The sequence below is a fragment of the Sorangiineae bacterium MSr11954 genome, from assembly GCA_037157815.1.
Classification (GTDB): Bacteria; Myxococcota_A; Polyangia; order Polyangiales; family Polyangiaceae; genus Pendulispora; species Pendulispora albinea.
Window position 1 is genome coordinate 4,745,211 of sequence record CP089984.1, and the last position, 16,651, is coordinate 4,761,861.

Consider the following 16,651-nt stretch of genomic DNA (forward strand, 5'->3'; position numbering starts at 1 on the left):
CGGCCGTGCTACGTGCGGTGGCGATGGCCGACGAGTTTGTTCACCTTCACGTCCACACCCAGTACTCGATGCTGGACGGCGCCGTGAAGGTGAAAGACCTGGTAAAGCGCGTGGTTGGGGCGGGGATGAAGGCCGTGGCCGTCACCGACCACGCCAACATGTTCGGCGCGATTTCCTTTTACAAGGCGGCCAAGGAGGCGGGGGTCGCCGCCATCCTGGGGTGTGAGATCGATGTCACCGACGGGCGCCACAGCCGGCACCTGCCGCTCTTGGCGGCCTCGCCCGAGGGGTACAAGAACCTGGTCTGGCTCGTCTCGCGCGGCCATGTCGATCCCGATCCGGCCGGCCCCCCCGGGCACACGTGCGTTCGCCTCTCGGACATCGCCGATCACTCGAAGGGGCTGATCGCGCTCACCGGCTGCATGGGCGGCCTGGTCCCGCAGCGGGTCCTCGAAGAGGGGCCGGCGGCCGGCCTCGAGTCCCTGGCCAAGCTGCGCGACATCTTCGAGCCGGGGAGCCTGTTCGTGGAGCTGCAGGATCACGGTTTGATCGAGCAGCCCGTTCTCAACGAAATCATGATTGAGAACGCGCGCAAGCTCGACCTGCCGCTGGTGGCCACCAACGACGTCCACTACGCCTCGCGCGACGACGCCGAGGCGCACCTCTATCTCTCGTGCATCAAGTCGGGGCGCTCGTACGCGGAGGCCAAGGAGCGCCACCACGGCTCGAGCGAGATGTACCTGAAGTCGCCGGCCGAGATGGCCGCGCAGTTCTCCGCCTGGCCGGAGGCCATCCGCAACACCTTGCAGATCGCGGAGCGGGCGGCCATCAAGTTGAAGCTCGGCGAGCCGATGCTCCCGAGCTTCCAGGTGCCCGAGGGCTTCGACACCGAGGGCTACTTCCGCCACGTGGCCCGCGAGGGGCTGGGGACGCGCTTCCGCGAGCTCGAAGCCCTGGGCAAGACGCCCGATCGCGAGGCCTATCGGGCGCGCCTCGAGCTCGAGCTGGACGTCATCAGCAAGATGAAGTTCCCGGGCTACTTCCTCATCGTCTGGGACTTCATCCGCTACGCCAAGGAGAACGGCATCCCGGTTGGGCCTGGCCGCGGCTCGGGCGCGGGGTCGATCGTGGCCTACGCCATGCGCATCACCGACCTCGATCCCATCCCGTACAACCTGCTGTTCGAGCGCTTCCTGAACCCCGAGCGCGTCAGCATGCCCGACTTCGACGTCGACTTCTGCATGGACCGGCGCGACCAGGTCATCGCCTACGTGCAGAAGCGCTACGGCGAGACCAGCGTGGGCCAGATCGCGACGTTCGCCGAGCTCAAGGCCAAGAGCGTCATCAAGGACGTGGCGCGCGCCATGGCCATCACGCCCATCGAGGCGCAGGCCCTGGCCAACCTGATCCCGCGCAAATCCCCGGCCGAGACGTACACCATCGCCGAGAGCCTCGAGGTCGAGCCCAAGCTCAAAGCGCGCTACGAGACGGAGGCCACCACCAAAGAGCTGGTCGACCAGTCGCGCAAGCTCGAGGGCCTCACGCGGCACGCGGGCAAGCACGCGGCGGGCATCGTCATCAGCGAGGGCCCGCTCTGGGACCACGTGCCGGTCTTCCGCGACGAGAAGACGGGCGCCTATGTCACGCAGTATTACAAGGACGACGTCGAGCAGGCGGGCCTGGTCAAGTTCGACTTCCTCGGCCTCAAGACCCTCACCGTCATCGACATCGCCACGAAGCTGATCAACGCGCGCCCGGACATCAAGCGGCAGAACAAGGTGTTCGATCCGTCCACCGTGCCCCTCGACGACAAGGCCACCTACGCGCTCTTGGGATCGGGCGAAACCAAGGGCGTGTTCCAGCTCGAGTCGAGCGGCATGCAGCAGCTCTTCAAGGACCTCAAGGCCGACTCGTTCGAAGACATCGTCGCCGCCGTGGCCCTCTACCGTCCCGGTCCGCTCGGCACGGGCATGGTGCAGGACTTCGTCAACCGCAAGCACGGCCGCGCCCCCATCGGGACCATGCACGAGCTGGTCGACGAGCTGCTCAAGCCGACCTACGGCGTCATCGTCTACCAGGAGCAGGTCATGCAGATCGCGCAGGCGCTGGCGGGCTACAGCCTCGGCGGCGCCGACCTGCTCCGCCGCGCCATGGGCAAGAAGAAGCCCGAGGAGATGGCCAAGCAAAAGGGCATCTTCGTCGAGGGCGCGCTGAAAAAGGGCGTTCTGCAGGAGGACGCCGAGCGCATCTTCGGGCTGCTCGAGTACTTCGCGGGCTACGGCTTCAACAAGTCGCACAGCGCGGCCTACGCGCTCATCACGTACCAAACGGCTTACCTGAAAGCGCATTACCCGGCCGAGCTCCTTTGCGCGATCATGACCAGCGACAAAGAGCGCATCGAGAAGGTGGTGCGCACCATCGCCGACGCGCGCTCCTTGGACGTGACCGTTCTGTCGCCCGACATCAACGAGAGCGACACCGACTTCAAGGTCGTCTACACGCACCCCGAGGGGAACAAAAAGCTCTCGTCGCGCGACAAGGTCCGCGATCCGCTGGGGCCGCAGATCCGCTTCGGGCTGGGCGCGGTGCGCGGGGTCGGCGGCGCCGCGCTGGAGACCTTGTTCGAGGCGCGCGCGGCCGGCGGTCCCTTCGCCGACCTGTTCGACTTCGGCGCCCGGGTCGACGCGAAGAAGATCAACCGCAGCGTGCTCGAGGCGCTGGTGCAGTGCGGGGCGTTCGACACCTCCCTCAAGACCTTGGGCATCTCCCGGGCCCGCGCCTTTGCCTCCATCGACATCGCGCTGGAGCGTTCGCGCGCCGCCAGCCGCGATCGCGAGCGGGGCCAGACGAACCTCTTCGGCCTCTTCGACGCGGCGCCGCGCGCGGCCACCAACGGCTCCAACGGGCACGGCACCGCGCGCTCCTCGCAGAGCGCGGGCGACTACGTGGACGCGGCCGCGTGGGACCAGAAGGAAATGCTGGTCCGCGAGCGCCAATCCTTGGGCTTCTACGTGTCGGGGCACCCGGTCGAGCGCTATTTGCGCGACAAGGCGGCCTACGGGCGCCACGAGCTCAATCTCTGCGCCGACTGCGCCGGCATGGATGACTGGGCCAAGGTGCGCCTCTGCGGCATGGTCGAGGGCTACCGCGAGAAGATCTTGCGCGACAAAAACGGCGGCAAGCCCTCGGCGGGTGCCGCCAAAATCGCCTTCTTCGAGCTGGAAGACCCCTCGGGCCGGGTCAATGTCAAGGTGCGCGGCCGCGAGATCGAGTCCTACGCGCAGCTCCTCACCGGCGGCGAGCCCTTGGTCGTCACCGGCAAGGTGAGCTTCCCGCGCCGCGACGACGACGCCCCCGAGGAAGACGACGACGCCAACCGCGAGCCGACCATCTTCCTCAACGAGGTCGAGCCCCTCTCCAAGGTCGTGTCGAGCCACACCGAGCGCATGACCATCCGCCTGCGCGCCGAGCGCACCCGGCCCTCCGACCTCGACGAAATGAAGCGCCTCTTCACCGAAAGCCAAGGCGCGTGCCCCGTCACCGTCGTTCTAACCCTCCCCGACGGCGCCGAAGCCGTCCTCTCCCTCCGCGACTACCGGGTCGACGTGAGCGATCCGCTGCTGTCGGGGTTGGAGCGGGTTTTTGGCGAGCAGGTCGCGGAGATTTAGCCGCCTTGCGCGACGCTTTCCTATAGCCTCGCGTCGACCGTCTGCACCACGCCGGCATCGAGAAGCACCTGGTCTGCTGTCATCAGCGCGGCCCCGAGCGAGCAAGCGGTTGCCACGATGAGACGATCCGCGGGGTCGCGATGCGCGAACGCGAGCGCGACCGCCTCGATGGCGATGACGCCGTCCACCGGCTTCTCGATGAACCCCACGTTCATCGCGTGGTCGCGAAAATCCCGCGCGGTGATCTCGAGAGCGACGCGCCCTCTTTTCGCGAGAGCCGCGATCTCACAGAACGAGATGGCGCTGACCAAAGCGCTCCGCCCGATATTTCGATCGATGATGCGCGTGGCGCCCTTGCCGAGCTGCGGATTGCCGAGCAGAAACCAGACGAGCGTGTGCGTGTCGAGCACGATCATTTGACGTTGTCGGCGTCGAACGTCCACTCCTCTTCCGTGAGGATGGGGCCAACGATGTCGCCCAGGATCTTCCCTTTGACCGAGCCGAACGCGCTCTCCTTCTTCGCTTCGAGGGGAGCGAGACGGGCGATGGGGCGGCCATGCTTCGTAATGACGATGTCTTCACCGGTGCGCTCGACCGTATCGAGGAGCTCGAGGCACTGGCTCTGGAACTGCGAAGCCGAGAGGATGTTGGCGGCCATCGAAGAAATATGGCCACCTGACGACCCGTGGTCAACTTCTCACGATTTCCCCAACTTCGCCTCCACCTTGACCCGATCCTCCTCGTGCTTGAGCAGCGCCCCCAACGTCGCGCGCGCGAGCTCCGGATCGAGCGCGCTCGCGCCCAGGAGCACCAGCGCGCGCGCCCAGTCGATGGTCTCCGCGATGCTCGGCGCCTTGCGCAAATCCATCTTGCGCACCTCGCCGGCGATCCGCGCGAGCTCCGACGCGAGGGCCTTGGAGATACCGGGCACGCGCAGCTCCAAGATGGCCAGCTCGCGCGACGGGGGAGGGTAGTCGACGAACGCGTGAAGGCAGCGCCTTCGAAGGGCGTCGGTCATGTCGCGGGTGGCGTTGGTCGTCAGGAGGACCAGGGGCGCGTGCTTGGCGCGGATGGTGCCGAGCTCGGGGATCGTCACCTGGCGCTCGGCCAGGATTTCGAGGAGGAAAGCCTCGAACTCGGGATCGGCGCGGTCGACTTCGTCGATGAGGAGCACCGCGGGATGCTCGCTGGTGAGCGCGCGCAAAAGCGGGCGGGCGATGAGAAAACGTGGGCTGAAAAACGCATCGTCGCCCGCCGCCAGGCGGTCGACGGCCTCGCCCAAGGAGCCCGCATGCTCCGTCTGGCGCGAGACCGCGTCGCGAAGGAGCTGCGTGTAGAGCATTTGCTTCGCGTAGTCCCACTCGTAGAGCGCCTTGCCCTCGTCCAGGCCCTCGTAGCACTGCAGACGCACCAAAGGACGGCCGAGGCCTTCGCTCAACGCGCGCGCGAGATCCGTCTTGCCGACCCCCGCCGGGCCCTCGAGCATCAGCGGCTTGTCGAGCGAGAGCGCCAGCCACACGGTCAGCGCGAGCCGTGCATCGGGAAGGTAGCCCGCGCGCCGAAGCACCTGCTCGAGCTCCGTCGCGTTCTTCACGCGCTCCGCACCCAGGCGGGCCGACGCCGGCGCCGAGGTGGATGCCTGCGTGGTGGACGTCGGCCCCGTAGGCAAGATGGGCGCAAAAGGTGAGGAGGGCGAGGCAGGCGAGGGAGGCCGCGGGGCAACGGGGGGCGCCGGGTGCGCGGGTTCGTCCGTCGCGGTCGGTGCCACAAAAGGGGCATTTTTGTCGGGATTTTTCACGGTCGAGGACGCTTTTGTCGGGGAGGACGGCTCAAAGTTCACACACTTCGCGTGTCCTTGGTTATCCTCACGAAAAAATGTCGGATCGTGAAGATCTGCTCCGCGTCGATGTGACGGGAACGGTTCATCCCGTTGGCCGCACCGCAAGCCAGCAGCTCCGCTCGCGCGCCGGCGAATGGCGAGCGTTGCCAAGCCCAAAGAACCTCATCGTGATGCGCAGCGAAGAGGACAACGCTCCCGTCCTCAAGCTCGCAGGGGAGATCCGGACGCCGGGAGCGCTCTGCGATGTGGTCGCGCTCATCGCCCAATCCAGCTGGCGCGGTGAGCTCCAGGTCCTCGAGGACGAAGGCTGGCGATCGCTCTCGTTCGACGCTGGAAAGCTCGTCAGTGCTGCAAGTACCGTGCCGTCTGAGCGGTTGGGAGAGACGCTCTACCGCTTTGGTGTTTTGACGCGGGAGGACCTGGAACGGGTGATTTTGGTTTCCAACGCATCCGGAAAGCGACTAGGTGAAGCAGCCATCGAGCTTGACTTCGTTACCGCGGAAGAGCTTTACCCAATGATGTCGCGCCAAGCTGAAGAAATCTTCTATGGTGCACTTCGGGTCGGAGAGGGGATGTTCTATTTTTACGACCGGTACGACGAGAAAAGCCTGCTCCGGCGCAGCAACCTCCATACAGCCAGCTTGCTGATGGAAGGCGCCCGTCGCATGGATGAGATGCGCTTCTTTCGTGAGAAGATCCCGAATGATTCCTACGTCCCGGTGCGTTCTGGGTACCTCTCGTCCGGTGTGTCCAGCGTGTCTAGCAATGGCTCCAATGTCGTAAATGGTGGGTCTAGCTCACTTGGATTATCCGGTCGCGATTTTTCCATAAACTCCGCCACCTCGATGCACTCACTCGGCTCACCTAGTTCATCCAGTGCACCTAGCTCGCCTGGCGCACCGAGCTCGAACAGCAGCGTCAATATGGCGAGCTCGAGCTATCTGCCCCATGTTTCTCCCGAGATCGCTCCCGACATGTCTCCACACATATCTGCACAGTGGGGGGGACATTCAGGCGTCCGGTCGATAAGCGAGGTTCCAGAAAACCTCGCTGAGGTGTATGCGCTTTGTGATGGAAAGCTCTCCGTTGCGGAAATAGGCCGCCGTATCGGCCAACTCGAGTTTGAGGTCACTCGTCTCGTCTTTCAACTGATGAGCGGTGGCTTTGTTCAAGTGATCGCACCGCGCCCTCGTGGACCGGAAGCGATCGTCGAAGCATTCAACCCAGGGATCATGGAAATTCATCGGATCGTAGACGAAGTCGACGCAGATGGCGCAAGGCGCGGGCAGGAGTTCCGCGATGGCCTTGCGCGCTTCGCGACCGGTGGAGGTGTCTATGACGCGCTCTTTCAAGGGGCAGGTCCTCTGCCCGACGGGTCGTTTCGACCCGAGCGCGTTGCCCGCAATCTGGTGAAGATTGCCGGCGATGATCCGGACGCGTGGCTCATGCAGCTGTTGCACGAGTATGTTGGTTTTGCCCTCTTCCACGCAGGCTCGCTCCTACCGCGGGAGGTCGAAGCGGGTCTGGTCAACGCGGTTACCGAGCTGCTCAAGCCGGTCCGAACCCACGAAAACCCCCCGCAGGCAGCCCTCCAGCCGTGACCCAGAGTGCACCGAATTCGACCAGTCGCCGCGATTTGATCCTCGAAGCCGCCACACGCCTCTTCGCCGAAAGAGGCTACGAAGGCGCGAGCATGGCCGATCTGGCGGAAAGCGTCGGCCTTAGAAAGGCCTCGCTCTTCCACCATTTCGCCAGCAAAGACGCCCTCTACAACGCGGTCTTCGAGCGCCTCGTGACCAACTTGGGTGGTCTCATCATCGAGGCCTCCTCCTCGACGGAGGGCTCCTTCGTCGAGCGGCTCGATCGAATGACCGATTCCTTCGTATCCGCCCTCGGGGTGCAAGTCGCCGCCTCGCGGCTGATTCTCCGTGAGCTGATGGACTGGGGCCCCTTCGTCCGAGTGCGCTTCGGCGAGACGTGGCTCCCGGTCCTCAAGGCCGCCGAGCGCTTCTTCGAGGAAGGCCAGCGTGAAGGGACGTTTCTCGCTGAACTGTCGCCGCGCCACATCATCTTGAGCGGCCTCTCGCTCTACATGACCACCTTCGCCATCGGCGGGGTGGTGGAGCAGTTCGCAGGAATCGACCCCTTCGAGCCGGCGTTCGTCGAAGAGCGGAAGGCCCAGTTGCGCGTGCAGCTCCACGCGATGCTGCTGCGGAAGCAGCCGGGCAACTCTTCGCCGTCGTAGTGTTCGCGTTCGACGTTCGATCCTCCGATCGAGCGCGAGACGCAAAGAGCGGCGCTCCTCGGGCGCCGCTCTCGTCGCGGGCGCCGCCCGCCATGGCGGCGCGCGTCACATGCCGCGACGGCGCCCGAGCATCCGCGAACCGCGAAACGTCAGATGCCGTGACGGCGTGTGATCTCGTAGAGCGCGATGGCCGCGGCCACCGACGCGTTGAGCGAGTCGACCGCGCCAGGCTTCATCGGCAGGCGCACCAAGCGCCGGCACGCCTGCTTGACCGGCTTGCGCAAACCTTTGCCCTCGGCGCCCACCACCAGGACCAGCGGAAGCTCCAAGGTCGCCTCCTGGAGCAGCTCGTCGCCGTGCGCATCGAGCCCCACCACGTCGAGGCCGCGCGCGGCGAGCTCCTCGAGCGCCGTGGGCAGGCTTTGCACCCGGCATAGGGTGGCGTGCTCGACGGCGCCTGCGGAGGCGCGAAAGGTCGCGGGGCTAAGGGGCGCGGAGCTGTGCTCGGGCCAGAGGACCGCCGTCGTTCCCAAGGCCACGGCCGAGCGAAGCACCGCGCCAAAGTTTTGCGGATCCTGCAGCTCGTCGAGGGCGAGGGCCAGCGCGCGCGGACCCAAGGTGAGCTCTTCGAGGGTGACGATGGGGAGCTCGGGGGCGATGGCCGCCACACCTTGATGGTGCGCGCCGCGCGTGTGCCAATCGATGTCGGCGCGCGAAACCCGCTCGACGGGGATCCCGCGATCGTGCGCAAAGCGAGCCAGCGCATCGAGCTGCGGCGAGCCGCGATCGTCGACCAGGATCTTGGCGGGCGGCTTTCGCCCGCGCTCCTCGGAGCGAATGGCCTCGCGCACCGGTTGAATGCCGATGATGAGTCGCATCCCGTCCGGAATGGGTGGGGCGGGTTTTGCGGGTTTGTGTTTGAGGTAGGGGACCTTCACGTGCGAATGGCCTCGGCCTCGGCCAGGGCGTCGCGCACCGTGCGATCGATCTGCTCGGCGGCCGCCTTTGGATCGGCGGCATCGCGAATGGGTCGGCCCACCACGACATAGTCGGCCCCGCGCAAAATGGCTTCCCGCGCGGTGGCGATGCGCTTTTGATCGTCCTTGCCGCCGCCGCCGCTGCTGCTGGCACCTGCGGCTGGCGCCCGGGTCGCGGCTTGGGCCGCACGAACGCCGGGGGTGATGAGGGTGGCCTTCGGCCCGAGCTCCGCGCGCAAGGTGGCGACTTCTTCGGGCGAGCACACGAAGGCGCGCACGCCCTGATCGAACGCGAGGCGCGCGAGCCTTCGCGCTTGGGTCCCCGCGTCGCTGTCCACGCCCAGATCGGCCAGATCGCCGTCGTCGAGGGAGGTGAGCACGGTGACCGCCACGATGGTGCACGTGTCGCCCGCGGCCTCGGCGCAGCGCACGGCGCGGAGCAGCATTTCTTTGCCGCCGGCGGCGTGCACGGTGAGCATGCGCGCGCCCAAGGCGATGGCGCGATCGACGGCCCGCTCCACGGTGGCCGGGATGTCGTGCAGCTTCAAATCGAGAAAGATGGGCAGCCCCGCCTCGCGCGCCCAAGACAGCGCCGAGGGACCTGCCCCCACGAAGAGCTCCAGCCCGATCTTCACCAGCCCGAGGTGCGGCTGCAGCGCCAAGGTGGCACGCCGCGCCTCGTCCACGTCGGCAAAGTCGGCGGCGAAAATGAGGCGGCTGGAGAGCCGCCCATCGGGAAATCGGGATGACGGAGGAGAAATCACAGGCTTACAAGCATGTGCAGAGCGGATCGCCGGGCTTGCAATCGCACTTTTTGTCCGGGGCGGGGCTGGTGCTGCCCGCACCGGTGTTGCTGTTGTTCGCCGGACGGGTCGGGCCGCGTTTCACGGTTTGGGGCGGCGCGGTGGGGTTGTCCTTGAGCTCCTTCATCTGCGCCTGCTTCTCGGCGATCTGGCGTTCGAGCTCCGCCCGCTCCTCGGGGCTGGTGGCGTTTTTCAGCTTGCTCTTGAGGGACTCGCTCTCCTGGTTGATCGCGGTGAGGGCTGCCTCGAGCTCCGCCTGCTTATCGAGGGAGCTCTTGATGGCCATGCCGCCGAAGATGAGGACCAGCACCAGGAACGCACCCGACCCGATGGCGATGTAGAGCAGCTTCTTTTTGCTCCGATCCTGCGACAGGGCCGCGATGCGCTCCGCGTGCTCTTGCTGGTTACGCATCTGCTGGATGCGGGCGGCGTTCTCCGCCTCGAGCCGTGCGCGCTCGATCTCGGCATGGCGGATGGCTTCGAGCCGGGCAGCCTCTTCGCGTTGCCGCTGCTCCTCCGCGAGGCGCTCGTCCTCGACGGCGCGGATGCGCGCCTCCTCTTCCTCGCGCGCGCGACGTTCCAACTCGAGGCGCGCTTGCACCGCTTCTTCTTCCTGGCGACGGCGCTCAGCTTCTTCCTGCCTGATTCGGTCTTCCTCGAGGCTCATGAGCTCTTTGAGGGAAAAGAGGACCGAACTCTCTTTCTGTTCCGCCATGGGTCTATGTTCCTGTCATGACAAAAGTTACCGGTTTTAGATCGGCTACGCAACCGCACGCTCGCGCGTTGGACGTCTCCTGACGAGAGCTGCGCAGGATCGCGCGCGTACGGTCCAGTTCATGGTGGGTTCCGAAACAAAGCCGACTAAGATAGTGTACCGCTCACCCATGGCGACCCAAGTCACTGCACACATCACCGGTACCGTTTGGAAGATCGAGGTCAACGTAGGGGAGCGAGTCAGCGAGGGGCAAACGTGTGTGATCCTCGAGTCGATGAAAATGGAGATGCCGGTCGAGGCTCCAGAGGGGGGCGTGGTGCAAAAAATCGAAGTCACCGAGGGTCAAGCGGTCTCCGAGGGAGACGTTCTCATCACGCTCGACTAAACGTTGGAATCGCCTGGGGGCTTGGCCTTTGGGCGCTTCTCGTGCCGTTGTTTCCGCTGGTAGTGGCTTCGTGCAGCGAGAACAAACTCGCCGGCCCCGGCGGCGATTGTTTTCAGGCAACCGATTGTGAGGACGGCCTTGTATGCGTCCCCAGCGGCAATCGCAAGGTCTGCAGCAATGACATCACCGGCCTACAGACCCCGCCCGCAAAAGACGCATCCCTGAACGACGCCGCGCGCGCCGACGCCCCCGTCCCCAACGACGCATACCGCCCGCCCGACACCAGCGTGCCCGATACGCGCCCACCCGTGGACACGGGCGTGGTCGATACCGGCACCGACTGACGCTCGCGGAGCGTGAGATTCGTTAATCCGCCCGCGCGCCAGGCTCGCGATCCGCAGAAAGCACGATCCCCACGACGCGTGCACCCCCGCGACGCGAACCCGCCGTCACGCTCCCTTCCTCCAGGAGAGGCTTGGGGCGGGGAGTGCACCCGATGGATCACTCGCGCCACAAAAACTTCCAAGGGTTGTGCTTCAGGTCGCGCACCATCTCCTGCACGTCGTCGTAGACCTCTTCATCCATCATCAACGCGCCCACGGTGCCTTCGCCCTTCTTCACGTGGGCCACGATGGCCTGCGCATCGGCGGCGGCGGCGTTGGCGCGCGACGCCAATTCGGCCACGTCGTTCAGGGTCTTCTTCAACTTGGCCTGCGCCTCCGGCTCGCCCACCGTGGCCGACGCGCGGTTGATGTTGGCCAGCGCCTCGCGCGCGTCTTTGAGCATGGGGCCCGAGTCGCGCTGGAGATCGGTGGAGAGCTTGTCGATGTTGTCGATGGTGCGCTTGATCTTCGGATCGTTGATGGTCTTGTGCGCGTCCACGGCCAGGGAGTTGGCCTCGGCCGAGAGCTTCTCCAGGTTCTCCATGGTGCGGTTGACGCGCTCGCGGTTGTCGCTGATGGCCATGTTGAGGCCCTTGAGCACGCCCAAGGTGTTCACGGCGATGTCGCCGATGAGCTCGCGGTTGTTGCGGATGCCGGTGACCGCGGTGTCGAGCAGCTCGTAGGCCTTGGCCAGAAACAGATCGAGGCGGGGCGGGTCGATGCCCTTGACCGTGGCGCCCTCGCGCAGCGCCGGGCGGGTGGGGGTCCCGGGCTCGATTTGCAAGAACTGCTCACCGAGCACGCCTTGGGTGGTGACATAGAAGTCCGCGTCCTCGTGGATGGTGTCCTTCACGCGCGTCTCGATCTTGAGCTTGGCGCGCACCAGCACCCGGCGCCCGCTCTGCGGATCGATGGTGCCACCCATGAAGCGCAGCTCGTCGACCGAGCCCACCTTGACCCCGGCGATGCGCACCGCCGCGCCGGCCTGCAGGCCGCCTGGATTGTCGAAGTCGACGAAGAGGGGATAGGTCCTTTGAAAGGACAAGCCGCCCATCACCAGAATGAACGCCGCCAGGATCCCCAACGAGACCAAAATGAGGACACCGACTTTGACTTCGATCGATCGTTCCTTAAGCATGACGCACCGTTCTTCTCTCTGTCAGGTCCTGCTACTGCTGCTGCTGCGGCCGATCAAAGATCCATCGGTCCTTGTGCGCGCCCGTGAATGAATTGCTGAACCACTTCGTCGTTCGATTGTTTGAAGTCGTCCGGTGTGCCCAATAAACGCACTCTTCCTTTATAGAGCATGACGATGCGGTCCGCGATGTTGAAGATGCTGACCAAATCGTGGCTCACCACGATGGACGTGACCCCCAGCTTGTCGGAGAGCTCGCGAATCAGCTTGTCGACCCGCCGCGCGCTCACCGGATCGAGCGAGGTGGTGGGCTCGTCGAACAAGACGAACTCCGGATCCAGGGTGAGCGCGCGCGCGATGGCCACGCGCTTGCGCATTCCATCGCCGAGCTCCGCGGGGTAGCGATCGCCGAACTCGCCCATGTGCACGATCTCGAGCCTCCGCCCCGCCTCGAGGAGCGCCTCCTTCGAGGAGAGGCCCTTGTGCTTTCGCAGCGGCAGCGCAACGTTTTCCGCGCACGTCATGGAGTCGAAGAGGGTCGAGTGCTGGAAGACCATCGCGCACTTCTTTCGCACGGGGTACATGCCCCGCTCGTCGAGCTGGCTGATCTCCTGACCATCGAGCCAGATCTCACCGCCGTCCGGATAGAGCAGCCCGACGAGGTGCTTGATCAGCACACTCTTTCCGACCCCGGATGCGCCGATGATGAAGAACACTTCGCCGCGACGGACCGCGAAGCTCACATCGTCGAGCACCTGCTTTTCGCCAAAGGACTTGGCAATATTCTTGAATTCGATCATGGGACGATCATGGGAGGATCATGTGGGGACCAATGCGATGGCCATGCCGATGCGCCGCTCAGAAGATCAGGAACCCGGCGCCCGAGATGAAAAAGTCCAGGACGATGATGGCCAGTGAGGAATTGACTACCGCCCGCGTGGTCGCCCAACCGACACCCTCGGAGCCGCCGAAGGTGGATAGACCGCAATACCCGCTCACCACGGGAATGGCCGCGCCGTAGACGATGCATTTGGTCACCCCAGTGACCACGTCTCCGGTGTCGACCAAACTGGTGTTGAAGAACGTCTGAAACGATAAGTCGTAAGCAAAATAGGCGGTGAGGGCCCCCGTGAAATACGCCACCGTGCTCGCCCAAACGATGAGCGCCGCGGTCATGACCAGACCCGCCAGAAAGCGGGGCACGACGAGGAAATCGATGGGATCGGCGGCGCACATGCGGAGCGCGTCGACCTGCTCGGTGACCACCATGGATCCGATTTCGGCGGCGATGCCGGCGCCGACCCGGGTGGTGAGGATGAGCGACGCGATGGAGGGGCCGAGATCGCGCACCAAGAGCTCGATGTAGGTGGCCCCCAACATGGTGAAATCGGGGATCACCCGGCGGAGTTGGAGCCCCGATTGATAGACCAGGATCATCCCGATGAAGCCCATCGTGATGGATACGAAAAAGACGGAGCGGTTTCCGATTTCGTACATCTGCTTCACGAGCGCACCCCGCTCGCGGCGCCCGCGAAACACGTAGTAGAGGGTGCGAACGAAGACGGAATAGAGCTCGAGCCCGGCGCGCAGAAAATCGAGGGCGGTGGCGCCGAGCCCGGCGATGGGGCGCACCAGGGCCGACGATTCGCCGGCGGCGGCGAGCTCCGCGTGGGAAGGATCGCTCGTGGGGTGCTCTTGCGACGGGGCGGTCATGATCTATCCCAGGATGAAGCTGACCAGGTAATCGATGATGAACACGCCCGCCGCGCTGGCGACGACGGTGGCGGTGACGGAGCGTCCGACGCCGGGGGCGCCGCCGGTGGTGGAGAGGCCGAAGTGGCAGCTCGATAACGCGATGACCAAGCCGAATACGAAGCTCTTGCAAAGGCCATTGGCCACGTCGCCGAACCCGAGCAGCCCGCCGACCAAGCCATTGTAAAAGCTCTGGGGCGAGACCGTGAGCAGCGCTTCCCCCGTGAACGCCGCGCCGAAGAGGGCGAGGATGTCGGCGTAGAGGGTCATCATGAAGAGGGTGAGGGTGATGCCGATGAAGCGCGGCAGGATGAGGAACGAGATGGGGTCGATGGCGAGGGTGCGGAGCGCGTCGACCTGCTCGGTCACCACCATGGTCCCCAGCTCCGCGGTGTTGTTGGCGCCCACGCGGCCGCTGATCATGAGGGCCGTGAGCAAAGGCGCGATCTCCCGCAAGGTTCCGAAGCCGGCTCCCCAGCCGAGCAAGCCCTCGGCGCCGTAGCGCTTCACGATGGGCGCGGCCTGGATGACCATGATGGCGCCCGTGAAGAGCGCGGTCACCGCCACGATGGGCAGCGACTTGACGGACATCTTGTAGAGGTTTCGCCACAGCTCCGTCTTGTCGATGCGTGGCGGAAAGAGGCGCGCGATGATTTGGCCGAGCAGAACACCCATGCCCCCGGCGGTGGCCGCAATGTAGAGAAAGCTCTTTCCAACGTTGCCCGCGAATGAATCGAGCTTCGAGGTTCCCGTCCCACGAGACGGTCCGCGCGGATTCGGATTGCGAGCGGGCGCCGTTGCTGCAGCCATGACGCAAAGGTTAGCTGAATTGCGACAGAATGTAGTCGAGCAACGCGAGGAATCCGAAATTGATGGCGAGCACTCCGGCGCTGTAGAGGATGCCGGTGAGGATTCCCACGACGCTCCGGCGCGTCCTCCAGAAGTGCACGGGCAGGCAAAAAGGCCCGAAAGCCACCGCGGATGCGAGCCTCGTGGAGGCGGGCCAAGCGCGCTCGAGCCGCTCGGGTGAGAGGCGCCGCTCGTCCCACCATACGATGATGAACACCATCGCCGATGTCCCGAAAAGCGAAAAAACGACGCCGGCGATATCGACGAGATCCTGCGCCATCGTGCGAGCTCGCGCTCCTAGAGCGGACCCTCCGTCAGCCCGTGCACGAATTGGCGGACTCGGGGTTCCATCGTTTGGCGCGCCTCCTCGGTGGTGCCATCGAAGATGAGGCGCCCGCGGTAGAGCATGCCCACGCGATCGGTGACCGTGAGCAGGCGATCGAGATCGCTGGAGACCATGATGACGGTGGCCCCCGAGGCGCGCTGCTCGCTCCGGAGCAGGTCGAAGATCTTCTGCGAGGTGACCGGATCGAGCCCGGCGGCCGGCTCGTCGTACAAGACGATGGGCGCGCGGCTGACGGTGGCGCGGGCCACGCCCACGCGCTTCTTTTGGCCGCCGGAGAGGCCCGAGGGCATGCGATCTTCGAAGCCTTTGAGGGCCACGCACGCGAGCCGCTCGGCCACGCGCTGGGCGACTTCTTCGTCGGAGAGGGAAAAGAGGCGGCGCAGGGGGAATGCGATGTTGTCGGCCACCGACAGATGATCGAAGAGCGCGTTGTTTTGAAAGAGCATCCCGAACTTCAAACGCACCGCCTGCAGCTGCAGCTCCGACATCTGGGTGATGTCCTCGTCCTCCACCCGAATCTCGCCCCCGTCGGCCCGTAAAAGGCCTACGATGAGCTTCATGAGCACGCTCTTCCCCGCCGCGCCTGGCCCGATCAGGCCGTAGAGGCAGCCCTTCGGCACCTCCAGGTTCACGTCGTTCAGGATCGGCGCCATGCCCGGCTGGCGCCCGTGTTTGGTGAGGCCGCGAATTCGAATCATCGCCGATCCTTGCCCGGCTTGGTGACCGCCGAGTCCAGCTCCGCGCGAAGGCGCGTAAAGCGTGTAAAATACACGAACCAGGAGAACGCAAAGGCAAGCGCGAGCACCATGGGGATGGCCACCTCGAGCAGGCGCACCGATCCCCGCGACAAGACGAACGGGCCCACGTGCGTGAGCATGCTCCCTGCGGGCGAGGCAGGCGCGGGCCGGGCGATCATGACCACGGCCACATCGCCCGGCGCGAGCCCCGGCGCACCTCCTGCCACCAAGCGCTGCACCGCGATGTCGCTGATGGGCGCCGTGGGGCCGCGGTAGGACAGGAGCACGCTGGCCGACGCGCGCGGAAACGGGGGAGAGGTGTCGCGGTACGACGGGAGCCCCTCGGAGGCCGCGAGGGAGGGGAGATTCAGGTGCACCCGCGCCGACAGAACGCCCTCGACCCCCTCGAGGGTGCGCTGAAGATCGCCCGAGAGACCCGCCACCAGCTGCGCGTGCTCGGCCGCTTGACTCGGCACCAGGGCGTTCTTATCCATCGCATCGAGCACCCCCGGATGGCGGGGGCGAGGGAGCTCCTCGTCGCGCAAGGTGGAGAGGGCGCGGCCCGATTCTTCACGGGCCACCAGCACCCGGTATTTGCCTTCCGCGCCAGGGTCGGCCTCCTTGGTGGCTTCGATCGACGCACGCTCGAGCGCCACCACGATCCGATTGGCGTCTTCCTCGTCGAGGGAGACCGCCACGGGTGACGTGCAGCCTGCGAGCACGAGGCCGAGTGCGGCGGTGGAAGCGAGAAGGAACGGGCGCGCCACCGAGGTAGCCAAGCGCGACACCGATGCGAAAGAGCGAGCGTTCATGAAG

General features: G+C 65.5%; 18 protein-coding genes. 5 read left to right on the plus strand and 13 right to left on the minus strand.

The features are described 5' to 3' along the window. The first annotated feature begins 23 nt into the window (after nt 1–23). Nucleotides 24–3,668, plus strand: a complete 3,645-nt coding sequence (gene dnaE, locus LZC94_18655) for a DNA polymerase III subunit alpha (protein WXB19242.1) — start codon at nt 24–26, stop codon at nt 3,666–3,668. 20 nt (nt 3,669–3,688) lie between these two features. On the opposite strand, the gene LZC94_18660 is transcribed toward dnaE, so the two are convergent. Genes LZC94_18660 through LZC94_18670 form a run of 3 tightly spaced genes read right to left on the minus strand, consistent with a single transcriptional unit; the run spans nt 3,689 to nt 5,436 of the window. Further along, nucleotides 3,689–4,084 (minus strand): type II toxin-antitoxin system VapC family toxin, encoded by a 396-nt coding sequence (locus LZC94_18660; protein ID WXB19243.1) that lies wholly within the window; start codon nt 4,082–4,084, stop codon nt 3,689–3,691. Then, a complete protein-coding gene (locus LZC94_18665) occupies nt 4,081–4,326 on the minus strand; it encodes a type II toxin-antitoxin system prevent-host-death family antitoxin (protein ID WXB19244.1) in 246 nt (81 codons plus the stop codon). Before LZC94_18665 ends, LZC94_18660 begins: the two co-directional genes overlap by 4 nt. 39 nt (nt 4,327–4,365) lie before the next feature. After that, complete coding sequence (locus LZC94_18670) at nt 4,366–5,436, minus strand: MoxR family ATPase (GenBank protein WXB19245.1); 1,071 nt, start codon at nt 5,434–5,436, stop codon at nt 4,366–4,368. Between the two features lie 107 nt (nt 5,437–5,543). On the opposite strand from LZC94_18670, the gene LZC94_18675 reads away from it, so the two are divergent. Next, a complete protein-coding gene (locus tag LZC94_18675) occupies nt 5,544–7,109 on the plus strand; it encodes a DUF4388 domain-containing protein (GenBank protein ID WXB19246.1) in 1,566 nt (521 codons plus the stop codon). Between the two features lie 92 nt (nt 7,110–7,201). Then, nucleotides 7,202–7,753 carry a TetR/AcrR family transcriptional regulator gene (locus LZC94_18680; GenBank protein ID WXB19247.1) on the plus strand — a complete coding sequence of 184 codons (552 nt, stop codon included), beginning with the start codon at nt 7,202–7,204 and terminating at the stop codon, nt 7,751–7,753. A gap of 149 nt (nt 7,754–7,902) precedes the next feature. On the opposite strand, the gene rlmB is transcribed toward LZC94_18680, so the two are convergent. Genes rlmB through LZC94_18695 form a run of 3 tightly spaced genes read right to left on the minus strand, consistent with a single transcriptional unit; the run spans nt 7,903 to nt 10,248 of the window. Next, complete coding sequence (gene rlmB, locus LZC94_18685) at nt 7,903–8,631, minus strand: 23S rRNA (guanosine(2251)-2'-O)-methyltransferase RlmB (protein ID WXB19248.1); 729 nt, start codon at nt 8,629–8,631, stop codon at nt 7,903–7,905. Between the two features lie 56 nt (nt 8,632–8,687). After that, a complete protein-coding gene (gene pyrF / locus LZC94_18690) occupies nt 8,688–9,494 on the minus strand; it encodes an orotidine-5'-phosphate decarboxylase (protein WXB19249.1) in 807 nt (268 codons plus the stop codon). 4 nt (nt 9,495–9,498) lie between these two features. Next, nucleotides 9,499–10,248, minus strand: coding sequence for a hypothetical protein (locus tag LZC94_18695; GenBank protein ID WXB19250.1), 750 nt, complete (start codon nt 10,246–10,248; stop codon nt 9,499–9,501). 169 nt (nt 10,249–10,417) lie between these two features. Here LZC94_18695 and LZC94_18700 point away from each other — a divergent pair, with 169 nt between their 5' ends. Then, entirely contained in the window at nt 10,418–10,633 is a 216-nt protein-coding gene (locus LZC94_18700) for a biotin/lipoyl-binding carrier protein (GenBank protein ID WXB19251.1), read from the plus strand. A gap of 47 nt (nt 10,634–10,680) precedes the next feature. After that, on the plus strand, nt 10,681–10,977 hold the full coding sequence (locus LZC94_18705; GenBank protein WXB19252.1) for a hypothetical protein: 297 nt from the start codon (nt 10,681–10,683) through the stop codon (nt 10,975–10,977). Nucleotides 10,978–11,134: 157 nt separating this feature from the next. On the opposite strand, the gene LZC94_18710 is transcribed toward LZC94_18705, so the two are convergent. The 7 genes from LZC94_18710 to LZC94_18740 are packed head-to-tail and all read right to left on the minus strand — an operon-like array spanning nt 11,135 to nt 16,647. Next, nucleotides 11,135–12,154 carry an MlaD family protein gene (locus LZC94_18710; protein ID WXB19253.1) on the minus strand — a complete coding sequence of 340 codons (1,020 nt, stop codon included), beginning with the start codon at nt 12,152–12,154 and terminating at the stop codon, nt 11,135–11,137. 53 nt (nt 12,155–12,207) lie between these two features. Further along, nucleotides 12,208–12,951 carry an ATP-binding cassette domain-containing protein gene (locus LZC94_18715; GenBank protein WXB19254.1) on the minus strand — a complete coding sequence of 248 codons (744 nt, stop codon included), beginning with the start codon at nt 12,949–12,951 and terminating at the stop codon, nt 12,208–12,210. 58 nt (nt 12,952–13,009) lie between these two features. Beyond that, on the minus strand, nt 13,010–13,864 hold the full coding sequence (locus LZC94_18720) for an ABC transporter permease (GenBank protein WXB19255.1): 855 nt from the start codon (nt 13,862–13,864) through the stop codon (nt 13,010–13,012). A 3-nt stretch (nt 13,865–13,867) separates the two neighbouring features. Next, nucleotides 13,868–14,713 (minus strand): ABC transporter permease, encoded by an 846-nt coding sequence (locus LZC94_18725; GenBank protein WXB19256.1) that lies wholly within the window; start codon nt 14,711–14,713, stop codon nt 13,868–13,870. 10 nt (nt 14,714–14,723) lie between these two features. Further along, the gene (locus LZC94_18730; protein WXB19257.1) at nt 14,724–15,032 is read right to left on the minus strand and encodes a hypothetical protein; all 309 of its coding nucleotides are present in this window, start codon (nt 15,030–15,032) and stop codon (nt 14,724–14,726) included. A 17-nt stretch (nt 15,033–15,049) separates the two neighbouring features. Continuing rightward, the gene (locus tag LZC94_18735; protein ID WXB19258.1) at nt 15,050–15,796 is read right to left on the minus strand and encodes an ATP-binding cassette domain-containing protein; all 747 of its coding nucleotides are present in this window, start codon (nt 15,794–15,796) and stop codon (nt 15,050–15,052) included. Then, entirely contained in the window at nt 15,793–16,647 is an 855-nt protein-coding gene (locus tag LZC94_18740; protein WXB19259.1) for a hypothetical protein, read from the minus strand. The genes LZC94_18735 and LZC94_18740 overlap by 4 nt, the downstream gene beginning before the upstream one ends. Nucleotides 16,648–16,651: the final 4 nt, after the last annotated feature.

Bases quoted from the DNA above. Each gene is read 5' to 3' on its own strand.
- rlmB (WXB19248.1), bottom strand. From the start codon at position 8,631: ATGCGACTCATCATCGGCATTCAACCGGTGCGCGAGGCCATTCGCTCC.
- LZC94_18720 (WXB19255.1), bottom strand. From the start codon at position 13,864: ATGACCGCCCCGTCGCAAGAGCACCCCACGAGCGATCCTTCCCACGCG.
- LZC94_18700 (WXB19251.1), top strand. From the start codon at position 10,418: ATGGCGACCCAAGTCACTGCACACATCACCGGTACCGTTTGGAAGATC.
- LZC94_18695 (WXB19250.1), bottom strand. From the start codon at position 10,248: ATGGCGGAACAGAAAGAGAGTTCGGTCCTCTTTTCCCTCAAAGAGCTC.
- LZC94_18725 (WXB19256.1), bottom strand. From the start codon at position 14,713: ATGGCTGCAGCAACGGCGCCCGCTCGCAATCCGAATCCGCGCGGACCG.
- LZC94_18715 (WXB19254.1), bottom strand. From the start codon at position 12,951: ATGATCGAATTCAAGAATATTGCCAAGTCCTTTGGCGAAAAGCAGGTG.
- LZC94_18710 (WXB19253.1), bottom strand. From the start codon at position 12,154: ATGCTTAAGGAACGATCGATCGAAGTCAAAGTCGGTGTCCTCATTTTG.
- LZC94_18660 (WXB19243.1), bottom strand. From the start codon at position 4,084: ATGATCGTGCTCGACACGCACACGCTCGTCTGGTTTCTGCTCGGCAAT.
- LZC94_18730 (WXB19257.1), bottom strand. From the start codon at position 15,032: ATGGCGCAGGATCTCGTCGATATCGCCGGCGTCGTTTTTTCGCTTTTC.
- LZC94_18735 (WXB19258.1), bottom strand. From the start codon at position 15,796: ATGATTCGAATTCGCGGCCTCACCAAACACGGGCGCCAGCCGGGCATG.
- LZC94_18680 (WXB19247.1), top strand. From the start codon at position 7,202: ATGGCCGATCTGGCGGAAAGCGTCGGCCTTAGAAAGGCCTCGCTCTTC.
- dnaE (WXB19242.1), top strand. From the start codon at position 24: ATGGCCGACGAGTTTGTTCACCTTCACGTCCACACCCAGTACTCGATG.
- LZC94_18665 (WXB19244.1), bottom strand. From the start codon at position 4,326: ATGGCCGCCAACATCCTCTCGGCTTCGCAGTTCCAGAGCCAGTGCCTC.
- LZC94_18740 (WXB19259.1), bottom strand. From the start codon at position 16,647: ATGAACGCTCGCTCTTTCGCATCGGTGTCGCGCTTGGCTACCTCGGTG.
- LZC94_18675 (WXB19246.1), top strand. From the start codon at position 5,544: ATGTCGGATCGTGAAGATCTGCTCCGCGTCGATGTGACGGGAACGGTT.